Genomic DNA, 22,174 nt, shown 5'->3' on the forward strand with positions numbered 1-22,174 from the left:
CCGGAGAACGCCGCTCCACGTCACCACGGAGACCACGGGCCTCGCATGTCTCGCTCATGCGAGGCCCGTCCGTGACCCGCGTGTCTCGCTCACGCGCGGGTCATCGTCCCTCCGTGAACCGCATGTCTCGCTCATGCGGTTCACCGTCCGCGTCCCGCATGTCTCGCTCATGCGGGACGCGGACGCGTCCGTGCTCAGGCGCCGGCCGGCACCGGGTCGGGAGCCGCCGCGCAGGTGGCGTCCACGCCCCACTTGGAGGCGGGCCGGGTGCCGTCCCTCAGGTAGTCGCTGAGGTAGGCGTTGAGGCAGGTGTTGCCGTTCGCCGACAGGGCCGCGCCGACGCTGTGTCCGCCCTTCTCCAGGATGAACCGGGAGTTGGGGAAGCGCAGGTGCGTGTCGTAGGCGCCGACGACGCCGTGCGCGGTGTCGAACTCGGGCTGCACGATGAGGACGTCCACCGAGGAGTTGCCGACCTGGACCGGCGTCTGGGAGGCCGCGGGCCAGAAGGCGCACGGCGCGGTGTACCAGGCGTTGTTCCAGGTCAGGAACGTGGTCCCGGTGGCGTACTGGGCGGAGTAGGCCGCGCTGTACGCGTTCCAGTCCCGCGGCCACGGGCCGTCGGTGCAGTTGACCGCGTTGGTCATCGTGTGGCGGTTCTGGTGCGGGAAGCCCGGGTCGGAGAAGTTGGCCTTCAGCGACGTCGGGTCGTTGTTGACGACGAAGTCCGACAGGATCTTCGCGCGGTTCAGCCAGATCCAGTGGCGGTAGACGACCGGCTCGAAGACGTCGGCCCACTCCGCCGGGCCTATCTTGCCGTCGATGGGCGCGTCGCGGAGGCTGTTCTGGGCCGCGTAGTACTTCGCCTCGACCTGCGCGGCGGTGGTGCCCAGGTGGTAGACCGAGTCGTACTTGGCGACCCAGGCGAAGAAGATGCCGGCGTTCTGCTCGGTCGTGAAGTTCTTCCCGAGCTGGTTCAGGAAGCCCACGCCGCTCGGGCTCGGCACGCTGTCGACGATCAGCCGCTGCACCCGGTTCGGGTACAGGGTGGCGTAGACGGAACCGAGGTAGCCGCCCCAGTCCGTGCCGAAGTAGGTGATCTTCTCCTGGCCGAGCGCGATGCGCATCTGCTCCAGGTCGCGCGCGGAGTCCCGGGTGGTGAGGTGCTTGAGGACGTCGCCGTACTGCTGGCCGCAGCTCTGCGCGTACGAGCGGGCCCGGTCCACCAGGGCCTGCTCGGCGGCGGGCGAGCCGGGGACCGGGTCGGGCAGGGCGTGGCCCGGGTTGATGTAGGTCGGGTCGCAGACGATCGCCGGCTCGCTGGCCCCGACGCCGCGGGGGTCGAAGCCGATGAAGTCGTAGGCGGCGCCGACGTCCTGGGCGAGTCCGGTGGTGCCCTTGGCGTACCGGGTGGGCAGGTCCCGGGCGATCGGGCCGGGCCACTGGCCGCGGTGCAGGAGCACGACGCCCTTGTACCCCGCCTCGGCGACGGTGTGCTTGGCCCGGGTCAGGGCCAGGCTGATCTTCTGGCCCTCGGGCTGGGAGTAGTCGAGCGGGACCTGGACCGTGCCACACTCGAGGCCCTTGAGCATGGCTCCGAGGGTCGGGTCGTTTTCCGGACACGGCGACCAGGCCACGCTGGCGGCCGGCGTGACCGCCTCCGCCGCCGCCACCGGGGTGACGGCCGGACCCACCAGGCCGGTCACGATCACCGTTGTGACCAATGCGAGCTTCTTCACGTGATTCCCCTTCTGGATGCAACGCGGTCGCAGCCTGACAAGGGGCTCTGTAATTCGGGTCAAAGATGGCTGGATTCCCACTTGAGTGAGCAAGAACGGAGAAGCATTCGGAGAGGGCTTTTCCCTAGCATGCGGACACACGATCCCGACCTAGGAGTGATCATGTCCCACCCCGCCACCCAGGGAATCAAGACGGTGCTCCACCCCGTCAAGGACCTGGCGACGGCCAAGACGGTGTACACCGCGCTGCTCGGCGTCGAACCACAGACCGACGAGGACTTCTACGTCGGTTTCGACGTCGCGGGACAGCACATCGGCCTGGTCCCCGGCGCGGGCACGCAGGGCATGGCGTCCCCGGTGGCCTACTGGCACGTGCCGGACATCGAGGCCAAGTTGGCCGAGGTGATCGCCGCCGGCGCCGTCGTGCAGAACCCCGCGGCCGAGGTCGGCGGCGGCCGCCTGGTGGCCACCGTCACCGACGTCGACGGCAACGTCCTCGGCCTCCTCCAGGAGCGCTGAGCCCCTCCCCCGCGGCGCCGCCCGCCCCGGCCGGCGCGGACATCCCCCCATATCGCTCGAATCCCCCTGGATTCCCACTCGAATTCACCTCAAGCCCCCCGCGAGGGAAATTCGAGTGGGATTCGAGGGGGATTCGAGCGTGTCCGCCTAAGCTCGCCGATGGGGCCGGGCAAGGGCGGTCCCGCCGGGAGAGATGGAGAGACCATGAGCAAGGACACCGGGACGGACGCGCGCTCCGAAGAGCCGCACGTCGCCGACCGTCACGACCTGATCCGCGTGCACGGGGCACGGGTGAACAACCTCAAGGACGTCAGCGTCGAGCTGCCCAAGCGCAGACTGACGGTCTTCACCGGGGTGTCCGGCTCGGGCAAGAGCTCGCTGGTGTTCGGCACGATCGCCGCCGAGTCACAGCGGATGATCAACGAGACGTACAGTGCCTTCGTCCAGGGCTTCATGCCCTCCATCGCCCGCCCCGAGGTGGACGTCCTCGAAGGCCTGACGACCGCGATCGTCGTCGACCAGCAGCGGCTCGGCGCCGACCCGCGCTCCACGGTCGGCACCGCCACCGACACCAACGCGATGCTCCGCATCCTCTTCAGCCGCCTCGGCACGCCGTACATCGGCCCGCCCAGCGCCTTCGCCTTCAACGTCCCCAAGCGGACCGCCAGCGGCGCCATGACCGTCGACAAGGGCAAGGGCGAGAAGCTCGTCGTCACCAAGGCCGTCTACCACGGCGGCATGTGCGCGCGCTGCGAGGGCCGGGGCACCGCGTCCGACATCGACCTGACGCAGCTGTACGACGAGTCGAAGGCGCTCGGCGACGGCGCGTTCACCATCCCCGGCTGGAAGCAGGACAGCTTCTGGACCACCCGGGTCTACACCGACTCGGGCATCCTCGACCCGAAGAAGCCGATCCGCGACTTCACCGCCGAGGAGATGGCGGAGTTCCTCCACGGCGAGCCGCGCAAGGTCAAGGTCGACGGCGTCAACCTCAACTACGAGGGCCTGATCCCGAAGATCCGGAAGTCCATGCTGGCCAAGGACAAGGACTCGCTCCAGCCGCACATCCGGGCCTTCGTCGAGCGCGCGGTCACCTTCACCTCCTGTCCCGAGTGCGGCGGTACGCGGCTCAGCGAGGAGGCCAGGTCGTCGAAGATCGGCGGCATCGGCATCGCCGACGCCTGCGCGATGGAGGTCAGGGACCTCGCCGCGTGGATCCGCGGCCTCGACGAGCCTTCGGTCGCCCCGCTGCTCGCCAAGCTGCTGCACACCCTGGACTCGATCGTGCGGATCGGCCTCGGCTACCTCTCCCTGGACCGCGCCGCGGGCACCCTGTCGGGCGGCGAGGGCCAGCGCATCAAGATGATCCGCCACCTCGGCTCCTCGCTCACCGACACCACCTACGTCTTCGACGAGCCCACCACCGGTCTGCACCCGTACGACATCAGCCGGATGAACGACCTGCTCGTCGAGCTCCGGAACAAGGGCAACACGGTGCTCGTCGTCGAGCACAAGCCGGAGACGATCGCGATCGCCGACCACATCGTCGACATCGGCCCGCGCGCGGGCTCCGGCGGCGGCCAGGTGATGTACGAGGGCACCCTCGAAGGACTCCGTGCCAGCGGCACCCTCACCGGCCGCCACTTCGACGACCGCGCCGCCGTCAAGGACACCGTGCGCAAGCCCACCGGGCACCTGGAGATCCGCGGCGCCTCGACGCACAACCTCCAGGACGTCGACGTCGACATCCCGCTCGGCGTGCTCTGCGTGGTCACGGGTGTCGCGGGCTCCGGCAAGAGCTCGCTGATCCACGGCTCGGTGGCCCGCCGGGAGGGCGTGATCTCCGTCGACCAGGCGCCGATCAAGGGTTCGCGGCGCAGCAACCCGGCGACGTACACGGGTCTGCTCGACTCGATCCGCACCGCCTTCGCCAAGGCCAACGGCGTGAAGCCGGCGCTGTTCAGCGCCAACTCGGAGGGCGCCTGCCCCACCTGCAACGGCGCCGGCGTCATCTACACCGACCTGGCGATGATGGCGGGCGCCGCCACCACCTGTGAGGACTGCGAGGGCAAGCGGTTCGAGGCCTCGGTCCTGGAGTACCGCTTCGGCGGCCGTGACATCGCCGAGGTCCTCGCGATGCCGGTCGACGAGGCCAAGACCTTCTTCGGCGCCGGCGAGACCCGCGTCCCGGCCGCGCTGCGCGTCCTGGAGCGGCTCTCCGACGTGGGCCTCGGCTACCTGGACATCGGCCGGCCGCTGACCACCCTGTCCGGCGGCGAGCGCCAGCGGCTCAAGCTGGCCACGCACATGGCGGAGAAGGGCGGCGTGTACGTCCTGGACGAGCCGACCACCGGGCTGCACCTGGCCGACGTGGAGAACCTGCTCGGGCTGCTCGACCGGCTCGTCGACGCCGGCAAGTCGGTCATCGTCATCGAGCACCACCAGGCCGTGATGGCGCACGCCGACTGGATCGTCGACGTCGGCCCGGGCGCCGGCCAGGAAGGCGGCCGGATCGTCTTCGAGGGCACGCCCGCCGAGCTGGTGGCGAACCGCTCGACCCGCACCGGCGAGCACCTGGCGGCCTACGTCGCCAAGCAGTAACGCCTCGCGGAATCAAGGGGGTTGGTCGCGGAATTCATTTTCGCGGCCAACCCCCTCCGCTTTTTCAGCGGTTGAACCCGCAATCTGAAAGATGCCTCTCATCAGGCGTTTCTCTAGCGTGAATTGCATGCCATCCGTCCCCCTCATCGAAAAGGGTTAAGACACATGTTTCGACCGTCGAATTCCGACTGCGATGTGATCTCATGAGAATCCTCGTCACCGGCGGAGCCGGATTCATCGGCTCGCATTATGTGCGGACCATGCTCGAAGGGGGCTACCCGGGCTACGAGGACGCGCACGTCACGGTCCTCGACCTGCTGACGTACGCGGGCAACCGCGAGAACCTCCCGGCCTCCCACCCCCGGCTCACCTTCGTCCACGGCGACATCCTCGACCGCGACCTGCTGCGCCAGGTCCTCGAAGGCCAGGACGCGGTCGTGCACTTCGCCGCCGAGAGCCATGTGGACCGCTCCATCCAGAGCGGCGCCGCGTTCGTCCGCACCAACGTCGAGGGCACGCAGGCCGTCCTCGAAGCGGCCCTCGCGGCCGGCGTCGAGCGGGTCGTGCACGTCTCCACGGACGAGGTGTACGGCTCCATCGACGAGGGCCACTGGACCGAGGAGTCGCCGCTGCTGCCGAACTCCCCGTACGCCGCCTCCAAGGCCGCCTCCGACCTGGTCGCGCTGGCCTACTTCCGTACGCACCGGCTGAACCTCTCGGTGACCCGCTGCTCCAACAACTACGGGCCGTACCAGCACCCCGAGAAGTTCATCCCGCTCGCCGTCACCAACCTCCTCGAAGGCCGCCGCATCCCCGTCTACGGGGACGGGCAGCAGGTCCGCGAGTGGCTGCACGTGGACGACCACTGCCGGGCGATCCAGCGGGTGCTGACCGCGGGCCGGGCCGGCGAGGCGTACAACATCGGCTCCGGCTCCTCCGTACCGAACCTGACGCTCGCCCACCGCCTCGTCGAACTCTGCGGCGTCTCCCCGGACCTGATCGAGCACGTCGCCGACCGCAAGGCGCACGACCGGCGCTACGCCCTCGACCAGACCAAGATCGAGGAGGAGCTCGGCCACCGGCCGCTGACCTCCTTCGACGAGGGCCTGGCGGCGACCGTCGACTGGTACCGGAACAACCCGCAGTGGTGGAAGCCGGTCAAGGAGAGCGGTGGTCGGCCGTGACCGTCGAGACACGCCTCGTGCCGCGCCGCAGGGCCGGCGTCACCGAGCGCCTCGCGCTCTCCGCCGGGACGCCCGAGGGCTCGCACATCGCCACGGCCGACATCCCGGGCTGGCTGGAGTTCCACCGGCTGACCTGCGGGACGGAGATCCGCCGCATCCCCTTCGCCGAGCTGAACCACTGGTCCTTCGCGCCGGACACCGGCAACCTGCGGCACTCCAGCGGCAAGTTCTTCACCGTCGAGGGACTGCACGCGGTCCGCCCCGAGGGCGAGTGGCAGCAGCCGATCATCGTCCAGCCGGAGATCGGCATCCTCGGCATCCTCGCCAAGGAGTTCGACGGCGTCCTGCACTTCCTCATGCAGGCCAAGATGGAGCCGGGCAACCCGAACCTGGTGCAGCTCTCCCCCACCGTGCAGGCCACCCGCAGCAACTACACGAAGGCGCACGGCGGGGCCGAGGTGAAGTACCTGGAGCACTTCCTGGACCCGGACCGGGAGCGGGTCCTCACCGACGTCCTGCAGTCCGAGCACGGCGCCTGGTTCTACCGGAAGCGCAACCGGAACATGATCGTCGAGGCGGTCGGCGACGTCCCCGTCCACGAGGACTTCCGCTGGCTCACCCTCGGCCAGATCACCGCGATGCTCCGCATCGACAACGCGGTCAACATGGACGCGCGCACGGTCCTGGCGAGCGCCCCGATGGCCCCCGCCGAGACCGGGGCGCTCAGCTCCGACGCCGACCTGCTCGCCTGGTTCACCGGCGAGCGGGCCCGCCAGGACATCCACGTGCGCCGCATGCCGCTGCGGGACATCTCCGGCTGGCGGCGCGACGACTACACCGTCCGCCGCGAGGACGACCGGTTCTTCCGGGTCGCGGCGGTCTCCGTCGAGGGCGCGGGCCGCGAGGTCGCCGGCTGGACCCAGCCGATCATCGAGCCGGTCGGCCAGGGGATCGTCGCCTTCGCCCGCCGCTCCTTCGACGGCGTCCCGCACGTCCTCGTGCACGCGCGCGTGGAGGGCGGCTTCCTCGACACCGCGGAGCTCGCCCCCACCGTGCAGTACGTCCCCGAGAACTACGCCCACCTGCCGGCCGAGCACCGCCCGCCGTTCCTGGACGCCGTCCTGGCGGCCGGGCCGGACCGGGTGCGCTACTCGACGGTCCTCTCCGAGGAGGGCGGCCGGTTCCTCAACGCCGACAGCCGCTACCTGATCGTCGACACCGACGAGTCCACCACTCCGGCCGTGCCGCCGCCCGGCTACCACTGGGTGACCACCGGCCAGCTCAACTGGCTCGCCGGGCACAGCCGTTACGTGAACGTGCAGGCCCGTACCCTGCTCGCCGTCCTCACCACGCACGCGGCGGACGGCATACGCTCCGCCCGCTGATCCCGCACAAAGCATCAGGCCCTGTTCGGTGGATTTCCCACCGGACAGGGCCTGATTGCGAATGCCTGAAACGAAAGCGGTCAGTTGGAAGCGGCGGCCGAGGCCTGGGTCTGCGCCTGGGCGAGCCGGGAGGTCATCGGGGTCCACTTCTTGGGGTTGATGCGCCAGTCGACCGGCTCCTGCTTGGTGGCGACGTTGACGCGGTTCCACAGGTTGACCAGACCGATGTGGAGGACGATCGCGCCGAGCTCGACCTCGTTCCAGTGCTTGGCGGCCTCCTCCCAGACGTCGTCCGGCACCGGGTCGACCCGGTCGCTCAGACGGGTGGCGGCCTCGGCGAGGGCCAGGCAGGAGCGCTCGGCGTCGGTGAAGCAGTCCTGCTCGCGCCAGGTCTCCACCACCGGCAGACGGTGGTCCTCCTCCCCCGCGGCCTCGAACTCGGCCTGCTTCTTCGGGATCTGGACCGGACGGCCGTTGATCTGGCTCACCCGCAGGTGGATGAGCACGAGCGTCTTCAACGGCACACCGACGCTGTTGACGGCCTTGACCAGTGCGCGCATCGGCGGCAGAACATCGGGAACGACCAGCGACGGGTTAGGCATCCGCGGCGACATCTGTAATTCTCCTTCGGATCGGGATCGGTAACAGCTTGCCCACCGGGCAGCCTTTTCTCAAGTATTCCGAATTTCGACGGATCAGTTGCTTTTCCGGCTTACAGCGGCTTGTACGAGTGCTTCGTGGAGACGGGTGTCGGGAGTGTGGCCCGCTTCCCATTGCACGCCTATCGCAAAGGGATGTCCGGCGACCTCGACGGATTCGACGGTGTCGTCCGCCGCGCGGCCCGTGACGGTGAGGCCGGCACCGAGCTCGCGCACCGCCTGGTGGTGGTGGCAGGCGGTCTCGGGCTCGGCCTCGTCGAGGATCCCGGCGATCCGGCTGCCGGGCTCCAGCTTCAGCGGGTGACGGCCCAGCGTGAACGTGGGGGTCCGCGGCTGGTGCTCGTCGTGCCCGGTGATCTCGGGCAGGTGCTGGTGCAGGCTGCCGCCGTGCAGCACGTTGAGCAGCTGCATCCCGCGGCAGATGGCGAGGACCGGGATACGGGCTTCAAGTACCGCGCGTACCAGGGCGAGTTCGACGCGGTCGGCGTCCGGGCTCATGGGCCGGGTGACCGGGTGCGCCGCCTCACCGTACAGCGCCGGATCGAGGTCGGGGCCGCCCGGGACGAGCAGTCCGTCGATCCGGTCGACGACGCTCTCGACGCCGGGCAGCAGCGGCAGCAGCAGGGGCGTGGCGCCCGCCGCGGCCAGGTAGGCCACGTGCGCCTGGAGGGCGAGGCTGACCAGCATGTCGCTGCCCTGGAGCGTGACCGGCGCGGTCCGCGCGCAGATCCCGATGACCGGCCGCCCGGCGCCCGCCGGACCGTTCACGTCTGAATTCATGACCACCCTCATGGGTTCCTTGGGTTCCGCGGGTTCGCGTTCAACTGAGGAAATCGAGCAGATGGAACAACCGCCGAAACGGGCGGTCGGCACCGTAAAAAATAGCCACCGACCCGAAACGGGGGCCATCGTTCAAGGGGGCCGCGGCCGGAACTACTGAACATATAGCGAAACTGGTACCAAGGTGGGCGGGGAGTATCGCACCCCTGGCTAATCTCTCGCAGCCCATTCAACCGAGGTAATCCATGATCGAAGCCAAGAACCTCACCAAGCGCTATGGCGACAAGACCGCCGTGAACGGTCTCTCCTTCACGGTCGAACCCGGTCGCGTCACCGGCTTCCTGGGCCCCAACGGCGCGGGCAAGTCCACCACCATGAGACTCCTGCTCGGCCTCGACCGGCCCGACGGCGGCGAGGCCACCGTCAACGGCGTGCGCTACAGCGACCTTCCGCAGCCGATGCGGGTGGTCGGCGCGCTCCTGGAGGCCCGGGCCGTCCACACCGGCCGCAGCGCCTACGACCACCTGCTCTGCCTCGCACAGACGCAGGGGTTCGGAAAGCGCCGGGTCGAGGAGGTCATCGACCAGGTCGGTCTGACACCGGTGGCCCGCAAGCGGGCCGGCGGCTTCTCGCTCGGCATGGGCCAGCGGCTCGGCATCGCCGCCGCCCTGCTCGGCGATCCCGCCGCCCTCGTCCTGGACGAGCCGGTCAACGGCCTGGACCCGGAGGGCATCCTCTGGATCCGGAACCTGATGAAGTCGCTCGCAGCCGAGGGCCGCGCCGTCTTCGTCTCCAGCCACCTGATGAACGAGATGGCCGTCACCGCCGACCACCTCATCGTCATCGGGCGCGGCCGGCTCGTCGCCGACTGCTCCACCCAGGAGTTCATCGAGCGCAGCACCGAGCAGTCCGTGCTCATCAAGACCCCCGACCGGGAGCGGCTCGCCACCCTCCTCAAGGGCCACGGCGGCACCGTCACCGACACCGAGGAGGGCGACCTGGACGTCGTCGGCATCGAGGCCCCGCGCATCGCCGAACTGGCCGCCGCCGGCGGTCTGGTGCTGCACGAGCTCTCCACCCGGCGCGGCTCGCTGGAGGAGGCCTTCATGGAACTGACCAAGGACGCCGTCGAGTACGACGCCGGCGTGCCCACCGCCGGAGGTGTGAAGTGACCGCCGCCACCGCGTCCGCGGCCGTCCCCGCGACGGCCTCCCACAAGCCGACCTTCGGGCGGCTGATGCTCTCGGAGTGGACGAAGATCCGTTCCGTCCGCTCCACGGTCTGGTCGCTGGCGATCCTCGTCGTGGTGACCCTGATCTTCACCGCGCTCTTCGTCCAGATGGGCGTGGCGAACTGGGACAAGACCGATCCGTCCCAGCAGGCCGCGATGAAGCTCGACCCGACCGGCACCATCCTCGGCAGCGGCATCCTGATCGGCCAGCTCGCGGTCTGCGTGCTGGGCGCGATGGTCATCGCCTCCGAGTACTCGACCGGCATGATCCGGGCCAGTCTCCTCGCGGTGCCCAAGCGGGTGCCGGTGCTCTGGGCGAAGGCCGCCGTCTTCGGGCTGCTCGTCCTCGTGGTGGGCGAGGTGACGGCCTTCGGCTCGTTCCTGATCGGCGCGCCGATGCTCGCCGACAAGGCCCCGGTCTCGCTCGGCGACCCGGGCGTCCTGCGGGCGGTCGTCGGGTGCGGGTTCTACCTGTCCCTGCTCGGCCTGTTCGCGCTCTCCGTCGGTGCGATCATCCGGCACACCGCGGCGAGCATCACCGGTGTCATCGCCTTCGTCCTGGTGCTCGCCCCGATGGCCAGGCTGCTGCCCGGCACCGTCGGCGAGCACGTCCACGCCTACCTCCCCACCGAGGCCGGCTTCCTCGTCACCCAGCAGCACTCCCGGGTGGACGACCTGCTCGGGCCGTGGCAGGGCCTCGGCGTCCTGGCGCTGTGGGTCGTCGCTCTGCTGGGCGTCGCCGCGGTGCTGCTGCGGCGCAGGGACGCCTGACGCCCGACCCGGCCCTTCCGCAAGGCCACTTCCCCGAACACCGCGGGTGCCCGCCGATCCGGCGGCACCCGCGGTGTCGTGTTTCCAGGCAGCGTCCAGCTTTCCTCGACTGCGCCTGAAGACCCTGCTGCGACGCTCGACGGCAGCGGCAGCGGCAGCAGAAAGGAAGTGAAGGGAATGGCTCAGAGCAGTGGGCAAGCCGTCTTGATCACGAATGCATTCAGCCCCGTCAGAACGGAGAGCGCCGAAGCAGCGACCCGCAGCGAATTCGATCTCAAGAACTTCGAGAAACTGCCGGCACGCGACGTCCCCGTCAGCGCGCTGTCGCCCGGCGTCTCCCTGCGCCAGAGCGGTACGGACGCCGCCCACATCCAGCTTCTCGTCGACGCGGCGGGGTCGGCGGAACTGCCGCCCATTCTGGTCCAGATGGACGGCTACCGCATCATCGACGGTCTGCACCGCCTTGAGGCCGCCAGGCTGCGGGGCGATGTCAGCATCAAGGCCCGCTTCCTCGACTGTTCCAATTCCGAGGCGCTCGTCATCGCCATGAAGGCGAACGGCTCGCACGGACTTCCGCTGTCGAAGGCCGACCGGGTCTCGGGCGCCCAGCGCGTCCTCAGTTCGCACCCCGACTGGTCCGACCGGGCCATCGCCGGCATCACCGGGCTGAGCGCCAAGACGATCGCGTCGCTGCGCGACCGGAGTTCGGACGCGGCGCCGCTGGACGGCAAGCGCATCGGGCGGGACGGCCGGCGGCGTCCGGTGGACGCGGGCGAGGGCCGGCGGCGGGCCGCCGAGTACATCACCGCCCATCCGAACGCGCCGCTGCGTCAGGTGGCGCGGGAGACGGACGTGTCGCTCGGCACGGTCCACGACGTGAGCGCCCGGCTGCGCCGCGGCGACAGCCCCGAGCGGGACGGGCGCCAGTCGTCCGCGCCCCGTTCCGAGCCGGTGCAGCCCGTGCGGTCGGTGCAGTCCGTGCGGCCCGTGCAGGCGGTCCCCGCCGTGCAGTCGATGCCGGTGGTGCGGCAGCCGGTGCGGCATCCGGGCGAGGCGGTACGGCCCGCGGGCCCGGCGGCGTGCGGTACCGCCCGCGGCCCGCTGCGGATGGCGCCGCACCCCGACTCCGCGCCGGCCACCCGCAGGAACCACACGGAGGCGCCGCCCGCCTGGGCGACGGTGGCGGCCAAGATGGCCACCGACCCCGCCATCCGGTACAACGCGGGCGGCCGGGAGTTCCTCCGCTGGATGCAGCTGCACGCCACCGACCCGGACGAGGACTGGCGCGAGCTCGTCGACGCCGTCCCGCCGCACTGGCTCGGTGTCATCGCGCCGATCGCCGAGCGCATCAGCAGGGAGTGGAGCCTCCTCGCCGAGCAGCTGAAGACCAAGCAGGACATGGTGCCTTGAGCCCTCGCACTCAGGACGCCGTCGGCGCCGGTGCCGCGGAAGCCACCCTCAGGTGGCCCGCGGCCTGGCGCCGTCCGCCGCTGTCCTGCGGCGGGTTGACGGAGGCGCACCCCGGGTGGGGGACGACGTCGGCCGGGGGTTCGAGCTCCGGCAGCGCGAGGAGGACCGGCGGGTCGGCCGGCCGCGCCGGGCGGAGCCGTACGGCCGCGCTGGTGACGGTGTCGGCGAGGACGTCCACGGTCTTCGGCCCGTCCCCGACGAGCGGGGTGCGCCCGGCGGCGGGGTCGGACCCGAGGCCGTCGGCGACCGCCACCGCGAGCAGGTACCAGCTGCCCTCGGGGACGTTCTTCAGCGAGTAGCAGGACGGCCGGCCGCTGGGCACGTCGATGACGCCCGAGGCGACCGAGGGGTGCTGGACGATCGGCGTGCCGAACGCGCCGAGGAACACCCGCGCGTTGCCGTGCCCGGTGGGCAGGCTGATGGTGCCCGCGATCGTCCCGAAGCCCGTCCACGCCGCCGGCTCGGGGCCGGGCAGCGCGTCACCGCCGTCCCGGGTCAGCCTGCGGAACCGGCTGGGCGAGACGCCGACGCTGGCCGTGAAGGAATTGGTGAAGGAACCCAGGCTGTTGTATCCGACCGCGTAGGAGATGTCGGTGATGCTCATCGAGGTGGTCTCGATGAGTTTCTTCGCCTGGTAGATACGGATCGCGGCCAGGAATCTGCCGGGGGTGAGCCCGGTCTCCTCTTTGAACAGCCGTGTGAAATAGAAACGGCTGAGCAGAGCGCTCTCGGCGATCTCCGTGAGGGTCAGCGGTTCGCCGTAACGCTCCCGGATGCACTCGATCGCCCTTTCTACTGCTGTATCCATATGCGCACCTCACTACGTGTCGACCCACGCAGCAGTGTGACCCTCGGATATCGCGCTCGGCTCGGGAAATACTTGAGGACCGGTCGCGATTTGTTCACCGGATTTGCGGCGGACCCGCCCCTTCCTGTTGGCTGGCGAGGGGGCCTGTCGATTCCGCGAAAACACCCGTGCCCCGGCCGTTCTCGGCCGGGGCACGGGGACGCCGCGAGGGCGGGCGGTCAGCGCACCGGGCGGTCCAGCCTGACCCGTACGAGCGTGGTCTCCACGCCGCTGTCGACGAGACGGCCGGCCGCGTCGAAGGCGGCGGGGCCGTCGGTCATGCCGAAGTCGTTGTCGTTGAGCAGGACGAGGGTGGAGGAGCCCTCCAGGGCGATCCCCTCGATCTTGCCGGGCACGCCCTCGACCGTGTTCAGGTCGACGACCAGTCGCTTGGCGAGGACCGGGACGGCGGCCGCGCCCTCGTCGTCGAGCTGCTCCAGGGTCGGGGCGGCGGCGGTGTCCCAGCCGGAGCCGAGGATGCCGGGGCCCTTGCCGAGGCGCACCCGGTACACGCGGGCGGCCTTGTCGGTGCGCTCCTGGACGAGGAGGCGGTCGCCGCCGAGCGCGACGAGCGCGGAGATCTTCAGCTCGGAGGTCTTGGTCTGGCCGGGCTCGACGTCGCCGACGGCGTCGAAGCGGTAGGCGTACTCAGCCGTGACGCGGTTCTTCCGGGGCGAGAAGCGGAGCAGCCGGGTGGTGCGGGAGTTCTCGCCGGAGACCTTGTCGGGGTTGAGCAGCGGGCTCTGCAGCGCCATCACCAGATCGCCGTTGGGCAGCAGGGCCAGGCCCTCGAAGCCGCGGTTGGTCTTCCGCTGGAGGTAGATCTCCGGCAGCGACTCGATCACCGGGTAGTCGGCGCCGGTCAGGTTCAGTCCCCGGGGCACGTGGCGGGCGAGCACCCGGCCCTTGGCGGAGACGTGCACGAGCGAGGGCCCGTACTCGTCGACGAGCCAGAAGCTGCCGTCCCGGTCGCGCACGAGCCCCTCGGTGTCGAGACCGTTCGGGTCGTACGTCAGCGGGGTCGAGGCGTCGTACGTGTACGGGGCCTCGTCGCGGCCGGCCTGGTTCGGCAGCCCGGTGACGGGCGCGCCCGAAGCCGTCGTGAGCGGGATGGACGTGAGCACCCGGATCCGGCCGCCCTCCGCCCGCACCTTGACGATGGCCGGGTCGAAGCCGGGGACCGGGAAGGTGCGCCGCTTGTCCTTGCCGACGGCTATCTGCCCGTTCGGGCCGCGGTCGGTCACCGTCCAGTACTCGCCGGGCCGTTCGGCCGGGTAGAGGTCGCTGCCGATGCCGCCGAGGTCGACCCCGCGGTCGTCGGCGACGCTGCCGGGCACCAGCGCGTTGCTGAAGGCGGCGAGCGGGATGTCGGGCAGCGTCGCCGTGGAGACGACCCGGGCGCCGGCACCGTCGTGGTGGTGCGCCGGCGTCGCGTCGGCCGTCCCCACGACCACCGAGAGCGCGAGCGCGGCGGAGAACGGCAGGACCACGGCGGCGGGCCGGCGCAGGAGGCGCGGATTCATCAGAACTCCCTAGGAACACATGGAAAGTCGCCGGTGAGGGCGGCCCCATGGTCCAGTCCTTCGCACAACTCCCGGCGACGCGTCACCGACACCACGGCAAGCCCTGGGTGAACGCGCGTGGCCGGAAGGACCACGCGCGGGCCCACGGGGACCTGACGGCCCTAGTAGCGGTCGAGGATGAGCTGCGTCTTCAGGATGTCGCCGTGGTACAGCCACCCGTTGGCCTCGGCGACGGCGATCGCGTCCGTGTGGAGGTCGGCGGCGTCGGCGGCGGAGCTCGTCTTGAACGACAGCTCGATGACGTACTCCGTACCGGTCCCGCCCGCTCCGACGACCGGCAGCACCTCGATGCTCGCGTCGTCGGAGGCGCCCCAGGCACCGCCGTACACCTTCGAGGTGACGGGCCCGTGCGCGCGGGAGGCCTGGAGCGTGGTCGTGCCCCAGCCGGTGGCGCTCCAGTCGGCCAGCTTGCCGGGGACGTCGTTGACGAGCCAGCCGCGGCCGGTGGTGCTCGTCGGCATCGCGGTGCCGGAGTAGCCGCTCGCGCTGTGGCTCTTCTCGTTGCTGAAGCTGAGGGTCTGCTTGGCGTAGCCCCAGTCGACCTCGGCCTTGTAGTTGGTGTCGCCGCTGTCGAAGCCGGCCGCGTTGGCCGCGTTCAGGGCCGCGGTGATGTCGCCGTTCGTGACGGGGAAGCGCTTCTTGTACGTCTCCTCGAACGAGGAGCCGCTCTTGTGGCGCAGCCGCACGCTCCACCCCTGCGCGTCCAGCGCCTTGGGGTCGGTGTCGTAGTAGCTGTACGAGCGGGCCTTGGCCGAGCCGGTGATGCCGAAGGCCGACTTCACCGCCGCGCTCGGGGCGTTCGCGGAGTCCAGCGCCGCCGCCGTGAGGTTGATCTTCACCTCGTAGCTCGGCACGGCGTTGGCGGCGGCGTGGGCCGGCGAGGAAGGGACGAGGAACGCGACGGCGGCGGCGAGGGCGACCGCGGAGGCGGCGGCCGGGCGCGAGGCCCTGGAGGCGAAGGTCATGCGGCCGATCCTCACGAGCCCGGGTGAGAACCGCGTGACCCCGGGGCGTGGCGCCGGTGAACCGGCGGCGACCGGCACCGGTCGCGACGCTCTCCCGGGGGACTGTCGGTGGCGCCCGGCACAATCGGGCCATGGTGATCACCGCGCGCGCCCTCAACCGCTCCACCCTCTCCCGGCAGCTGCTCCTCGACCGGGAGCGGCTCGGCGTCGGGGACGCCGTGCGACGGGTGGTGGCGCTCCAGGCGCAGCAGCCGGGCTCGCCGTACGTGGCGCTGTGGAACCGGATCGCCGGCTTCGACCCGGCGGAGCTCGACGCGGCCGTGGCCGGCCACGAGCTGGTCAGGTCGACGCTGATGCGGCTCACCCTGCACCTGGTGCACGTCGAGGACTACCGGGCCTTCCGGGAGGGCGTGGAGCCGACGCTGCGGGGCTCGCGCCTGCACGATCCCCGGTTCAAGAAGGCCGGGTTCACGGCCGCCGACGCCGACGCCCTGCTCCCCGACCTCCTCGCGTACGCCAAGGAGGCCAGGTCCGGTGCCGAGATGAGGGCCCGGCTCGAAGCGGAGCGCGGCGGGCCGGTGGAGGCGGTGGTCTGGCGGATGATCCGGCAGTACGCCCCGCTCTGGCACGCGCCGACCGGCCTCCCGTGGTCCTTCGGCACCGCCCAGTCCTTCGTGACGGCGAGCCGGCTGCCCGCGCTCGCCGACCCCGAGGCGTCCGCCGCGGGCCTCGCCGTCCTGATCCGCCGCTACCTGGAGGGCTTCGGCCCCGCATCGGTCCCCGACATGGCCCAGTTCACGCTGGCCCCCCGAGGTCTCGTCCGGGAGGCGGTCAAGGCGATCGAAGGGGAGCTGGAACGGTTCGAGGGGCCCGGCGGCACGGTGCTGTACGACGTGCCGGGGGCGGTGCTGCCCGACGAGGACGTCCCGGCCCCGCCCCGGCTCATGGCGATGTGGGACAGCGTCCTGCTCGCCTACGCGGACCGCAGCCGGGTCATCCCGCCCGACTACCGCAAGCACGTGATCCGGGTGAACGGCGACGCCCTCCCCACCCTCCTCGTCGACGGTCACGTCGCCGGTGTCTGGCGCCCGGTCCCCGAGGGCGTCGAGGCCGCCGCCTTCCACCCGCTGCCCGCCGCCGTCTGGGACGCCCTGGCCGCCGAGGCCGCCGCCCTCGGCCGGCTCCTGGCCGACCGCGACCCGCACGTCTACCGCCGCTACGACCACTGGTGGGCCAAGGGCCTGCCCACCGCCGAGACCCGCGTACTGCCGGGAGCCTGACGGGAGTTCGGGCCCGAGCCGGGGGCGCCGTGCGCCGGGCCCCCGGCACGACCCATTGCCAGTGGCCGGAAGGGGACATATCTTTCGACCGAAACCTACGGACCGGGATGCTCGTCAGTCCCGGGGCGGCCCGCCGTTCACGGGCCGGACGGCGGGGAGCGGACCCTCAGGGACGACGGGGGAGGCTGGACGCCGGGCGTACGGGATATCCGTATCCACGTACCCGCAGGAGCTGAGCAGCACATGAGCAAGCACGTCCTGGCCCAGAACCAGTACGGCAAGGCCGAGAACCGCCTCGTCACGGTCACCCGCAAGGGCAGTGACGGCGCGTGGCACGAGATCCGCGACCTGAACGTGTCGGTGGCGCTGCGCGGCGAGTACCGCGAGGTCCACCTCACCGGCGACAACGGCAACTGCCTGCCGACCGACACCACCAAGAACACCGTCTACGCCTTCGCCAAGGAGCACGGCGTCGACTCCCCCGAGGCCTTCGGCATCCTCCTCGCCCGGCACTTCGTGACCTCGCAGCCGGTCATCCACGAGGCGCAGATCCGGATCGAGGAGTACGCCTGGGAGCGGGTCTCCGTCCCGACGCGCAAGGAGCAGCACTCCTTCGTCCGCAAGGGCCAGGAGGTCCGCACCGCGCAGATCACCTACTCGGCGGCCACCGGTCTCCAGGTCCTCTCGGGCCTCAAGGAGCTGACGGTGATGAACTCGACGAACTCCGAGTTCCACGGCTTCATCAAGGACCGGTACACGACGCTCCAGGAGGCGTACGACCGCATCCTCGCCACCAAGGTCACCGCCCGCTGGGCGAACTCGGCCCCGGCGGCCGCCGACGCGGAACACGACTGGGACGCCTCCTACGCGAAGGTCCGCCGCCATCTGCTCGAAGCGTTCGCGGAGACGTACAGCTACTCGCTCCAGCAGACCCTGCACGCCATGGCCGACCGGGTCCTCGACCACGTCCCCACGGTCAACGAGGTGCGCCTGAACCTGCCGAACAAGCACCACTTCCTGGTGGACCTGGAGCCCTTCGGCCTGAAGAACGACAACGAGGTGTACTTCGCCGCCGACCGCATGTACGGCCTCATCGAGGGCACGATCCACCGCGAGGGCGTCCGCCCGGTGATCGCGACCAGCGACTGGATCACCGCCTAGGTGTAGGTCATCCGAGCCTGGCCGCCGTCTCCACTCCCAGCCATACGGCTCCGAGTCCGGCGGCCAGGCTGCCGGCCACGTTCAGGACGGCGTACCGCTTCGCCCCGTCCTCGTACAGCTTCAGCGTCTCGTACGAGAAGGTCGAGTACGTGGTCAGCGCCCCGCAGAGGCCGGTGCCGAGCAGCAGGCCGAGCCGGGCCGAGGCGACGCCGGTGAGCAGCCCGAGGACGAACGAGCCGACGACGTTCACCACGAAGGTGCCCCAGGGGAAGCCGGGACCGAACCGGGCCCTGGCCGCCCGGTCCGTCAGGTAGCGCAGCGGCGCGCCGACCGCGGCGCCCGCCATGACGAGGAGCCAGTTCATCCCCGGCACCTCGCCCGCACGGCGCGGGTCGCGGTGACCGCGGCCCAGACGGCGGCGAGCGCGGTGACCGCGGTCCCGCCCAGGTAGAGCAGTCCGCGCGTCGGGTCGCCGGCGGCGAGCAGCCGCTGGGTGTCGAGGGTGTAGGTGGAGAAGGTGGTGAACCCGCCGCAGAAGCCGGTGCCGAGGAAGGGGCGGAGCAGCGGGTGCGGGGCGGCGGGGGCCTCGGTGGCGAGGACCATGAGGACGCCGAGCGCGGCGCAGCCCGCCATGTTGACGGTGAACGTCGTCCAGGGGAAGGCGTGGGCCGGTGTCGGCCAGAGGAGCATCGCCCCGTAGCGGGCGGCGGCGCCGAGGGCACCGCCCACCGCGACCGCCCCGACGACGAGCGGCTGACCGGACGGTGACATGACCACAGGTTATCGGGGGGCCTCGGAGGCGAGGCGCACAGGCGCGGATCCAGGCCTGGGGCATTAACCGGGTTCCGGCCCGTGCGGCCTCGCTCTGCGATGGTCCGGCCACGCGCTGCGACCGGTCAAAGCGGGTCCTGTGAGTCTGTCAGATCCCTCCAGGGGTGCCCGCGCCACACCCGAGGGGCCCCGGAAAGGGTTCCGGAACACCGTCACGGAGCCCCGGGAGCGGCCGCGGCGACGGCTCCGACCTGCGAGAACCCCGGGGTAGGTGGTCCGGCCACCATCCGGCGGCCGATTCGGGTGCCGGGTACACCTCGTGCCGGGGGGTGGTGACGCGCGACGGTGGTGGAGCAGCGGGAGGGAGCTGCGCAACCTTCGGGCAGGAGTGTCGTGAGTACATCCGTCGCAATCAAGCGCAGGGCCACCACGGGGGCCGCTGTTCCGGCAGCGTCCCTCGGCGTCGTCCGGTCCGCAGGCCCGTCCGCCGCGAACGGGGACGTCCACGCCGAGCTGTGCAGCACGCTCTTCGCCGGCTTCCCGCGCCGCGACCAGCGCCTGAAGGCCGAGCAGTACCTGCACGGCCTGCTCACCGCGCAGGGCCGCAAGTCGATCCGGAACATCGCCGCCCAGATCGGCGGCCCTGCGGCCGAGCAGAGCCTGCACCACTTCGTCTCCAGCTCCACCTGGGACTGGCAGCCGATGCGGGCCTCGCTCGCCCGCTACCTGGAGCGCAACGGCTGCCCGCAGGCCTGGGTGGTGCGGCCGATGCCGATCCCGAAGGCCGGGGAGCACTCGGTGGGCGTGGACCGGCGCTTCGACCCGGAGCGCGGCCAGGTCTTCCACGGCCAGCAGGCCTTCGGGGTGTGGTTCGCCAGCGACGAGCTGAGCGTCCCGGTCAACTGGCGGCTCTTCCTGCCGGACCCCTGGGTGAACGACCGCACGCGGCGCGACCGTGCGGAGGTTCCCCAGGAGGCCGGCGAGGAGACGCTGGAGGAGTGCGCGGTCGCCGCGGCGCTCGACACGGCCCGCTGGTCCGACGTCACCCGCAAGCCGGTGCTGCTCGACATCCGCGGCGGCGCGGGCCGGGCGGCCCTGACCCGGCTGGCGGCGGCCGGAGTGCCGGTCGTCGCCCGGATCGGTCCGGGGGCGCGGCTCGCGATCGCCGACCGTTCGCTGCCGGGCTTCGGCGCGGGTCCGCTCTCCGCGATGCAGATCCTGGAGTCCCTCAAGGGCCTGCGCAGGCCGGTCAGCTGGGTGGACACCGTGGCCGGCGCGCGGACCTCGCGGACCTCCCTCGCCACGGCGGTCCGGGTGGCGCTGCCCACGCCGGGCGGGGAGCGGATGCGTCCGCTGGTGCTGCTCGGCGAGTGGGACGACCCGCGGCGCCCGGTGAGCCGGGTGTGGATCAGCGATCTGACCAGCTCGCCGGTCGGCACGCTGCTGCGGCTGACGAAGCTGGCCCGCCGGGTCGAGCGGGACTTCATCGAGGTCGGCGAGGGCGCGGGCCTGCGGGACTTCGTGGGCCGTTCGTTCCGCGGCTGGCACCGGCACATCACGCTGGCCTCCGCGGCCCACGCGGCGACGGTCCTCTCGACCGGCTGGGAGGCCGCCTACGACGCCGGCTACGCGTCGGGACGCACGGCCTAGCCCTCCGCCCACCGCCCGCGCCCGCCGCCCCGGTCCGCCCCAACGGGCCCGGGCGGCGGTCGGAGGCGGTCAGCCGGTGCGGTCCTGCGGGGCCTGCGGGCGGGCGGGGTCGGCGGCGGCGCGGCCCTGGGCGAGGACCTCGCGGGTGCGCTGGAGGCGCAGGGCCAGCTGCACTTCGAGGACCTGGCCCGGCTTCTGCCACTCGGGGCCCAGGAGTTCGCCGATGCGTTCCAGCCGGCGGGAGACGGTGTTCGGGTGGACGTGGAGCGCCTCGGCGGCGTTCGTGGGGCTGCCGCCGGAGGCGAAGTACGCCTCCAGGGTGCGGGTGAGGTCGGTGAACCGCTCGGCGTCGTAGTCGAGGACCGGCCCGATCGCCGACTCGACGAAGCCCTCCACGTCGTGGTCCTCGGAGAGCAGCAGCCCCAGGAAGCCCAGGTCCTGCACGGAGGCCGCGGAACCGGTTCCGCCGAGGGCGCTCATGGCGTCGAGGCAGCGGCCCGCCTCCTGGTACATGCGCCCCACGCCGTCCGGGCTCCAGCCGGGTCCGGCGGCGGCGACCGAGACGGGGTGGCCGAGCAGCGGGGTCAGTTCGGCGGCGACGGCCTTGGCGGCGGCCGAGGCGTCGATGCCGGGGAGCAGCAGCACGATGCAGCCACCCTGCACGGTCTTCAGGCCGGAGAGGCGGTACGCGTAGGAGGAGGCCCACACGACCGCCCGGCCCTGCTCGCCGCCCTCGGGCCGTGCCACCACGAGGACGTGCGGTTTGCGCAGGTCGACGCCGAGGCGGCGGGCCCGCTGGGCGATCTGCTGGGGCGCGTGCGGCGGGTCGGCGATGAGGTCGTCGAGGAGTTCGTCGCGGACGGGGCCCTCGGCGACGGCGGTGGAGCGCCGCATGAGGAGGAGGAAGGCGACGGCCTGGGCGGCGAGTTCGAGGAGCCGCTCGTCCTCGCCGGTGAGTCCGCTGGCGGCCCGGACGACGAGGCCGCCGAGGTCCTCGGAGCCGGCGATGACCGGGGCGACCCAGGTGTCGTCGGCGGCGAGGACGGGCCGGCGGCGGGCGTGCGCGTCGAGGGAGGCCTTGGCGACGGCCTCCTCGTCGAGGTCGGGGACGTCGCCGGCGGTGGCGAGGCAGCGGCCGCCGGGGTCGCGGATCGTCACGGTCGCGTCGAGCGCGTCGGCGGCCGCCGTGGCCACGTTGCACAGGTCGCCGCCGGAGAGGACGAGGTTCATGATGCGGCCGTGGGTCTCGCTGACGTGCCGCATGCGGGTCAGGCTGGTGCGGACCCGGGAGCTGTCGCGTTCGAGTTCGGAGACCTCGGCCCGGGTCCGGTCGAGCAGCCCGGCCTTGTCGACGGCGAGCGCGGCGAGGTCGGCGAGCGCGGCGAGCAGCCCGACCTCCTCGGTGGAGTACGCGCGGACGTGCCGGTCGGCGCCGTGCAGCGCGCCGATCACGGTGTCGGGGGGGGGGGGGGGGGGGGGGGGGGGGGCGGGGCCGAGCCCTAAGTGGGCATCGGGGGATGGGGGTGCTGGTAGGGGGGGGGGGTGGGTCGGGGCAGAGGCGGATAGGAAGAGGGTAGGCGG

General features: G+C 71.5%; 19 protein-coding genes. 10 read left to right on the forward strand and 9 right to left on the reverse strand.

All coding sequences use genetic code 11. The features are described from left to right. Window positions 1-194: 194 nt before the first annotated feature. Window positions 195-1,736, reverse strand: coding sequence for an alpha/beta fold hydrolase (locus ACZ7G1_RS21385; RefSeq protein WP_470881739.1), 1,542 nt, complete (start codon window positions 1,734-1,736; stop codon window positions 195-197). Between the two features lie 162 nt (window positions 1,737-1,898). Here ACZ7G1_RS21385 and ACZ7G1_RS21390 point away from each other — a divergent pair, with 162 nt between their 5' ends. The 4 genes from ACZ7G1_RS21390 to ACZ7G1_RS21405 all read left to right on the forward strand — a co-directional run bounded on the left by ACZ7G1_RS21390 (window position 1,899) and on the right by ACZ7G1_RS21405 (window position 7,425). Next, complete coding sequence (locus tag ACZ7G1_RS21390; RefSeq protein WP_384902740.1) at window positions 1,899-2,255, forward strand: VOC family protein; 357 nt, start codon at window positions 1,899-1,901, stop codon at window positions 2,253-2,255. Window positions 2,256-2,459: 204 nt separating this feature from the next. Continuing rightward, window positions 2,460-4,856, forward strand: coding sequence for an ATP-binding cassette domain-containing protein (locus ACZ7G1_RS21395; RefSeq protein WP_470881740.1), 2,397 nt, complete (start codon window positions 2,460-2,462; stop codon window positions 4,854-4,856). A gap of 203 nt (window positions 4,857-5,059) precedes the next feature. Beyond that, the gene (gene rfbB, locus ACZ7G1_RS21400; protein ID WP_470881741.1) at window positions 5,060-6,040 is read left to right on the forward strand and encodes a dTDP-glucose 4,6-dehydratase; all 981 of its coding nucleotides are present in this window, start codon (window positions 5,060-5,062) and stop codon (window positions 6,038-6,040) included. Next, window positions 6,037-7,425, forward strand: a complete 1,389-nt coding sequence (locus tag ACZ7G1_RS21405; protein WP_470881743.1) for an NDP-hexose 2,3-dehydratase family protein — start codon at window positions 6,037-6,039, stop codon at window positions 7,423-7,425. Before rfbB ends, ACZ7G1_RS21405 begins: the two co-directional genes overlap by 4 nt. A gap of 80 nt (window positions 7,426-7,505) precedes the next feature. Here the strand turns inward: ACZ7G1_RS21405 and ACZ7G1_RS21410 are convergent, their stop codons facing one another. After that, entirely contained in the window at window positions 7,506-7,985 is a 480-nt protein-coding gene (locus ACZ7G1_RS21410) for a carboxymuconolactone decarboxylase family protein (protein ID WP_470881745.1), read from the reverse strand. 135 nt (window positions 7,986-8,120) lie between these two features. After that, the gene (locus tag ACZ7G1_RS21415) at window positions 8,121-8,864 is read right to left on the reverse strand and encodes a gamma-glutamyl-gamma-aminobutyrate hydrolase family protein (protein ID WP_470881747.1); all 744 of its coding nucleotides are present in this window, start codon (window positions 8,862-8,864) and stop codon (window positions 8,121-8,123) included. A gap of 245 nt (window positions 8,865-9,109) precedes the next feature. Here ACZ7G1_RS21415 and ACZ7G1_RS21420 point away from each other — a divergent pair, with 245 nt between their 5' ends. From ACZ7G1_RS21420 to ACZ7G1_RS21430, 3 genes are all read left to right on the forward strand, one after another. Then, window positions 9,110-10,036 carry an ABC transporter ATP-binding protein gene (locus tag ACZ7G1_RS21420; protein WP_470881749.1) on the forward strand — a complete coding sequence of 309 codons (927 nt, stop codon included), beginning with the start codon at window positions 9,110-9,112 and terminating at the stop codon, window positions 10,034-10,036. Then, window positions 10,033-10,866, forward strand: coding sequence for an ABC transporter permease (locus tag ACZ7G1_RS21425; RefSeq protein WP_470881750.1), 834 nt, complete (start codon window positions 10,033-10,035; stop codon window positions 10,864-10,866). Before ACZ7G1_RS21420 ends, ACZ7G1_RS21425 begins: the two co-directional genes overlap by 4 nt. A gap of 177 nt (window positions 10,867-11,043) precedes the next feature. Continuing rightward, window positions 11,044-12,276: a ParB N-terminal domain-containing protein gene (locus ACZ7G1_RS21430; RefSeq protein ID WP_470881752.1), complete on the forward strand. Its 1,233-nt coding sequence runs from the start codon at window positions 11,044-11,046 to the stop codon at window positions 12,274-12,276. 10 nt (window positions 12,277-12,286) lie between these two features. On the opposite strand, the gene ACZ7G1_RS21435 is transcribed toward ACZ7G1_RS21430, so the two are convergent. The 3 genes from ACZ7G1_RS21435 to ACZ7G1_RS21445 all read right to left on the reverse strand — a co-directional run bounded on the left by ACZ7G1_RS21435 (window position 12,287) and on the right by ACZ7G1_RS21445 (window position 15,731). Further along, on the reverse strand, window positions 12,287-13,144 hold the full coding sequence (locus ACZ7G1_RS21435; RefSeq protein ID WP_470881753.1) for a helix-turn-helix domain-containing protein: 858 nt from the start codon (window positions 13,142-13,144) through the stop codon (window positions 12,287-12,289). 218 nt (window positions 13,145-13,362) lie between these two features. Beyond that, on the reverse strand, window positions 13,363-14,706 hold the full coding sequence (locus ACZ7G1_RS21440) for an esterase-like activity of phytase family protein (protein WP_470881755.1): 1,344 nt from the start codon (window positions 14,704-14,706) through the stop codon (window positions 13,363-13,365). Window positions 14,707-14,867: 161 nt separating this feature from the next. Continuing rightward, a complete protein-coding gene (locus ACZ7G1_RS21445) occupies window positions 14,868-15,731 on the reverse strand; it encodes a hypothetical protein (RefSeq protein WP_470881756.1) in 864 nt (287 codons plus the stop codon). A gap of 131 nt (window positions 15,732-15,862) precedes the next feature. Here ACZ7G1_RS21445 and ACZ7G1_RS21450 point away from each other — a divergent pair, with 131 nt between their 5' ends. Both ACZ7G1_RS21450 and pucL read left to right on the forward strand, forming a co-directional pair. Continuing rightward, complete coding sequence (locus tag ACZ7G1_RS21450) at window positions 15,863-17,011, forward strand: winged helix DNA-binding domain-containing protein (RefSeq protein WP_470881757.1); 1,149 nt, start codon at window positions 15,863-15,865, stop codon at window positions 17,009-17,011. 243 nt (window positions 17,012-17,254) lie between these two features. Continuing rightward, window positions 17,255-18,172, forward strand: a complete 918-nt coding sequence (pucL, locus tag ACZ7G1_RS21455; RefSeq protein WP_470881758.1) for a factor-independent urate hydroxylase — start codon at window positions 17,255-17,257, stop codon at window positions 18,170-18,172. Window positions 18,173-18,179: 7 nt separating this feature from the next. Here pucL and crcB (ACZ7G1_RS21460) read toward each other — a convergent pair whose 3' ends face one another. Both crcB (ACZ7G1_RS21460) and crcB (ACZ7G1_RS21465) read right to left on the reverse strand, forming a co-directional pair. Next, on the reverse strand, window positions 18,180-18,536 hold the full coding sequence (gene crcB / locus ACZ7G1_RS21460; RefSeq protein ID WP_470881759.1) for a fluoride efflux transporter CrcB: 357 nt from the start codon (window positions 18,534-18,536) through the stop codon (window positions 18,180-18,182). After that, window positions 18,533-18,943, reverse strand: coding sequence for a fluoride efflux transporter CrcB (gene crcB / locus ACZ7G1_RS21465; protein WP_470881760.1), 411 nt, complete (start codon window positions 18,941-18,943; stop codon window positions 18,533-18,535). The genes crcB (ACZ7G1_RS21460) and crcB (ACZ7G1_RS21465) overlap by 4 nt, the downstream gene beginning before the upstream one ends. Before the next feature lie 393 nt (window positions 18,944-19,336). On the opposite strand from crcB (ACZ7G1_RS21465), the gene ACZ7G1_RS21470 reads away from it, so the two are divergent. Continuing rightward, a complete protein-coding gene (locus ACZ7G1_RS21470; protein ID WP_470881761.1) occupies window positions 19,337-20,593 on the forward strand; it encodes an IS701 family transposase in 1,257 nt (418 codons plus the stop codon). Window positions 20,594-20,662: 69 nt separating this feature from the next. Here the strand turns inward: ACZ7G1_RS21470 and ACZ7G1_RS21475 are convergent, their stop codons facing one another. Further along, window positions 20,663-22,045, reverse strand: coding sequence for a PucR family transcriptional regulator (locus ACZ7G1_RS21475; RefSeq protein WP_470881762.1), 1,383 nt, complete (start codon window positions 22,043-22,045; stop codon window positions 20,663-20,665). Window positions 22,046-22,174: the final 129 nt, after the last annotated feature.

Source organism: Streptomyces sp. NPDC037273, assembly GCF_055603625.1.

Coding starts and splice junctions, on each gene's coding strand:
- ACZ7G1_RS21390 (WP_384902740.1), top strand. CDS start 1,899: ATGTCCCACCCCGCCACCCAGGGAATCAAGACGGTGCTCCACCCCGTC.
- ACZ7G1_RS21395 (WP_470881740.1), top strand. CDS start 2,460: ATGAGCAAGGACACCGGGACGGACGCGCGCTCCGAAGAGCCGCACGTC.
- rfbB (WP_470881741.1), top strand. CDS start 5,060: ATGAGAATCCTCGTCACCGGCGGAGCCGGATTCATCGGCTCGCATTAT.
- ACZ7G1_RS21410 (WP_470881745.1), bottom strand. CDS start 7,985: ATGCGCGCACTGGTCAAGGCCGTCAACAGCGTCGGTGTGCCGTTGAAG.
- ACZ7G1_RS21415 (WP_470881747.1), bottom strand. CDS start 8,864: ATGAATTCAGACGTGAACGGTCCGGCGGGCGCCGGGCGGCCGGTCATC.
- ACZ7G1_RS21420 (WP_470881749.1), top strand. CDS start 9,110: ATGATCGAAGCCAAGAACCTCACCAAGCGCTATGGCGACAAGACCGCC.
- ACZ7G1_RS21430 (WP_470881752.1), top strand. CDS start 11,044: ATGGCTCAGAGCAGTGGGCAAGCCGTCTTGATCACGAATGCATTCAGC.
- ACZ7G1_RS21435 (WP_470881753.1), bottom strand. CDS start 13,144: ATGGATACAGCAGTAGAAAGGGCGATCGAGTGCATCCGGGAGCGTTAC.
- ACZ7G1_RS21440 (WP_470881755.1), bottom strand. CDS start 14,706: ATGAATCCGCGCCTCCTGCGCCGGCCCGCCGCCGTGGTCCTGCCGTTC.
- ACZ7G1_RS21445 (WP_470881756.1), bottom strand. CDS start 15,731: ATGACCTTCGCCTCCAGGGCCTCGCGCCCGGCCGCCGCCTCCGCGGTC.
- ACZ7G1_RS21450 (WP_470881757.1), top strand. CDS start 15,863: ATGGTGATCACCGCGCGCGCCCTCAACCGCTCCACCCTCTCCCGGCAG.
- pucL (WP_470881758.1), top strand. CDS start 17,255: ATGAGCAAGCACGTCCTGGCCCAGAACCAGTACGGCAAGGCCGAGAAC.
- crcB (WP_470881759.1), bottom strand. CDS start 18,536: ATGAACTGGCTCCTCGTCATGGCGGGCGCCGCGGTCGGCGCGCCGCTG.
- crcB (WP_470881760.1), bottom strand. CDS start 18,943: ATGTCACCGTCCGGTCAGCCGCTCGTCGTCGGGGCGGTCGCGGTGGGC.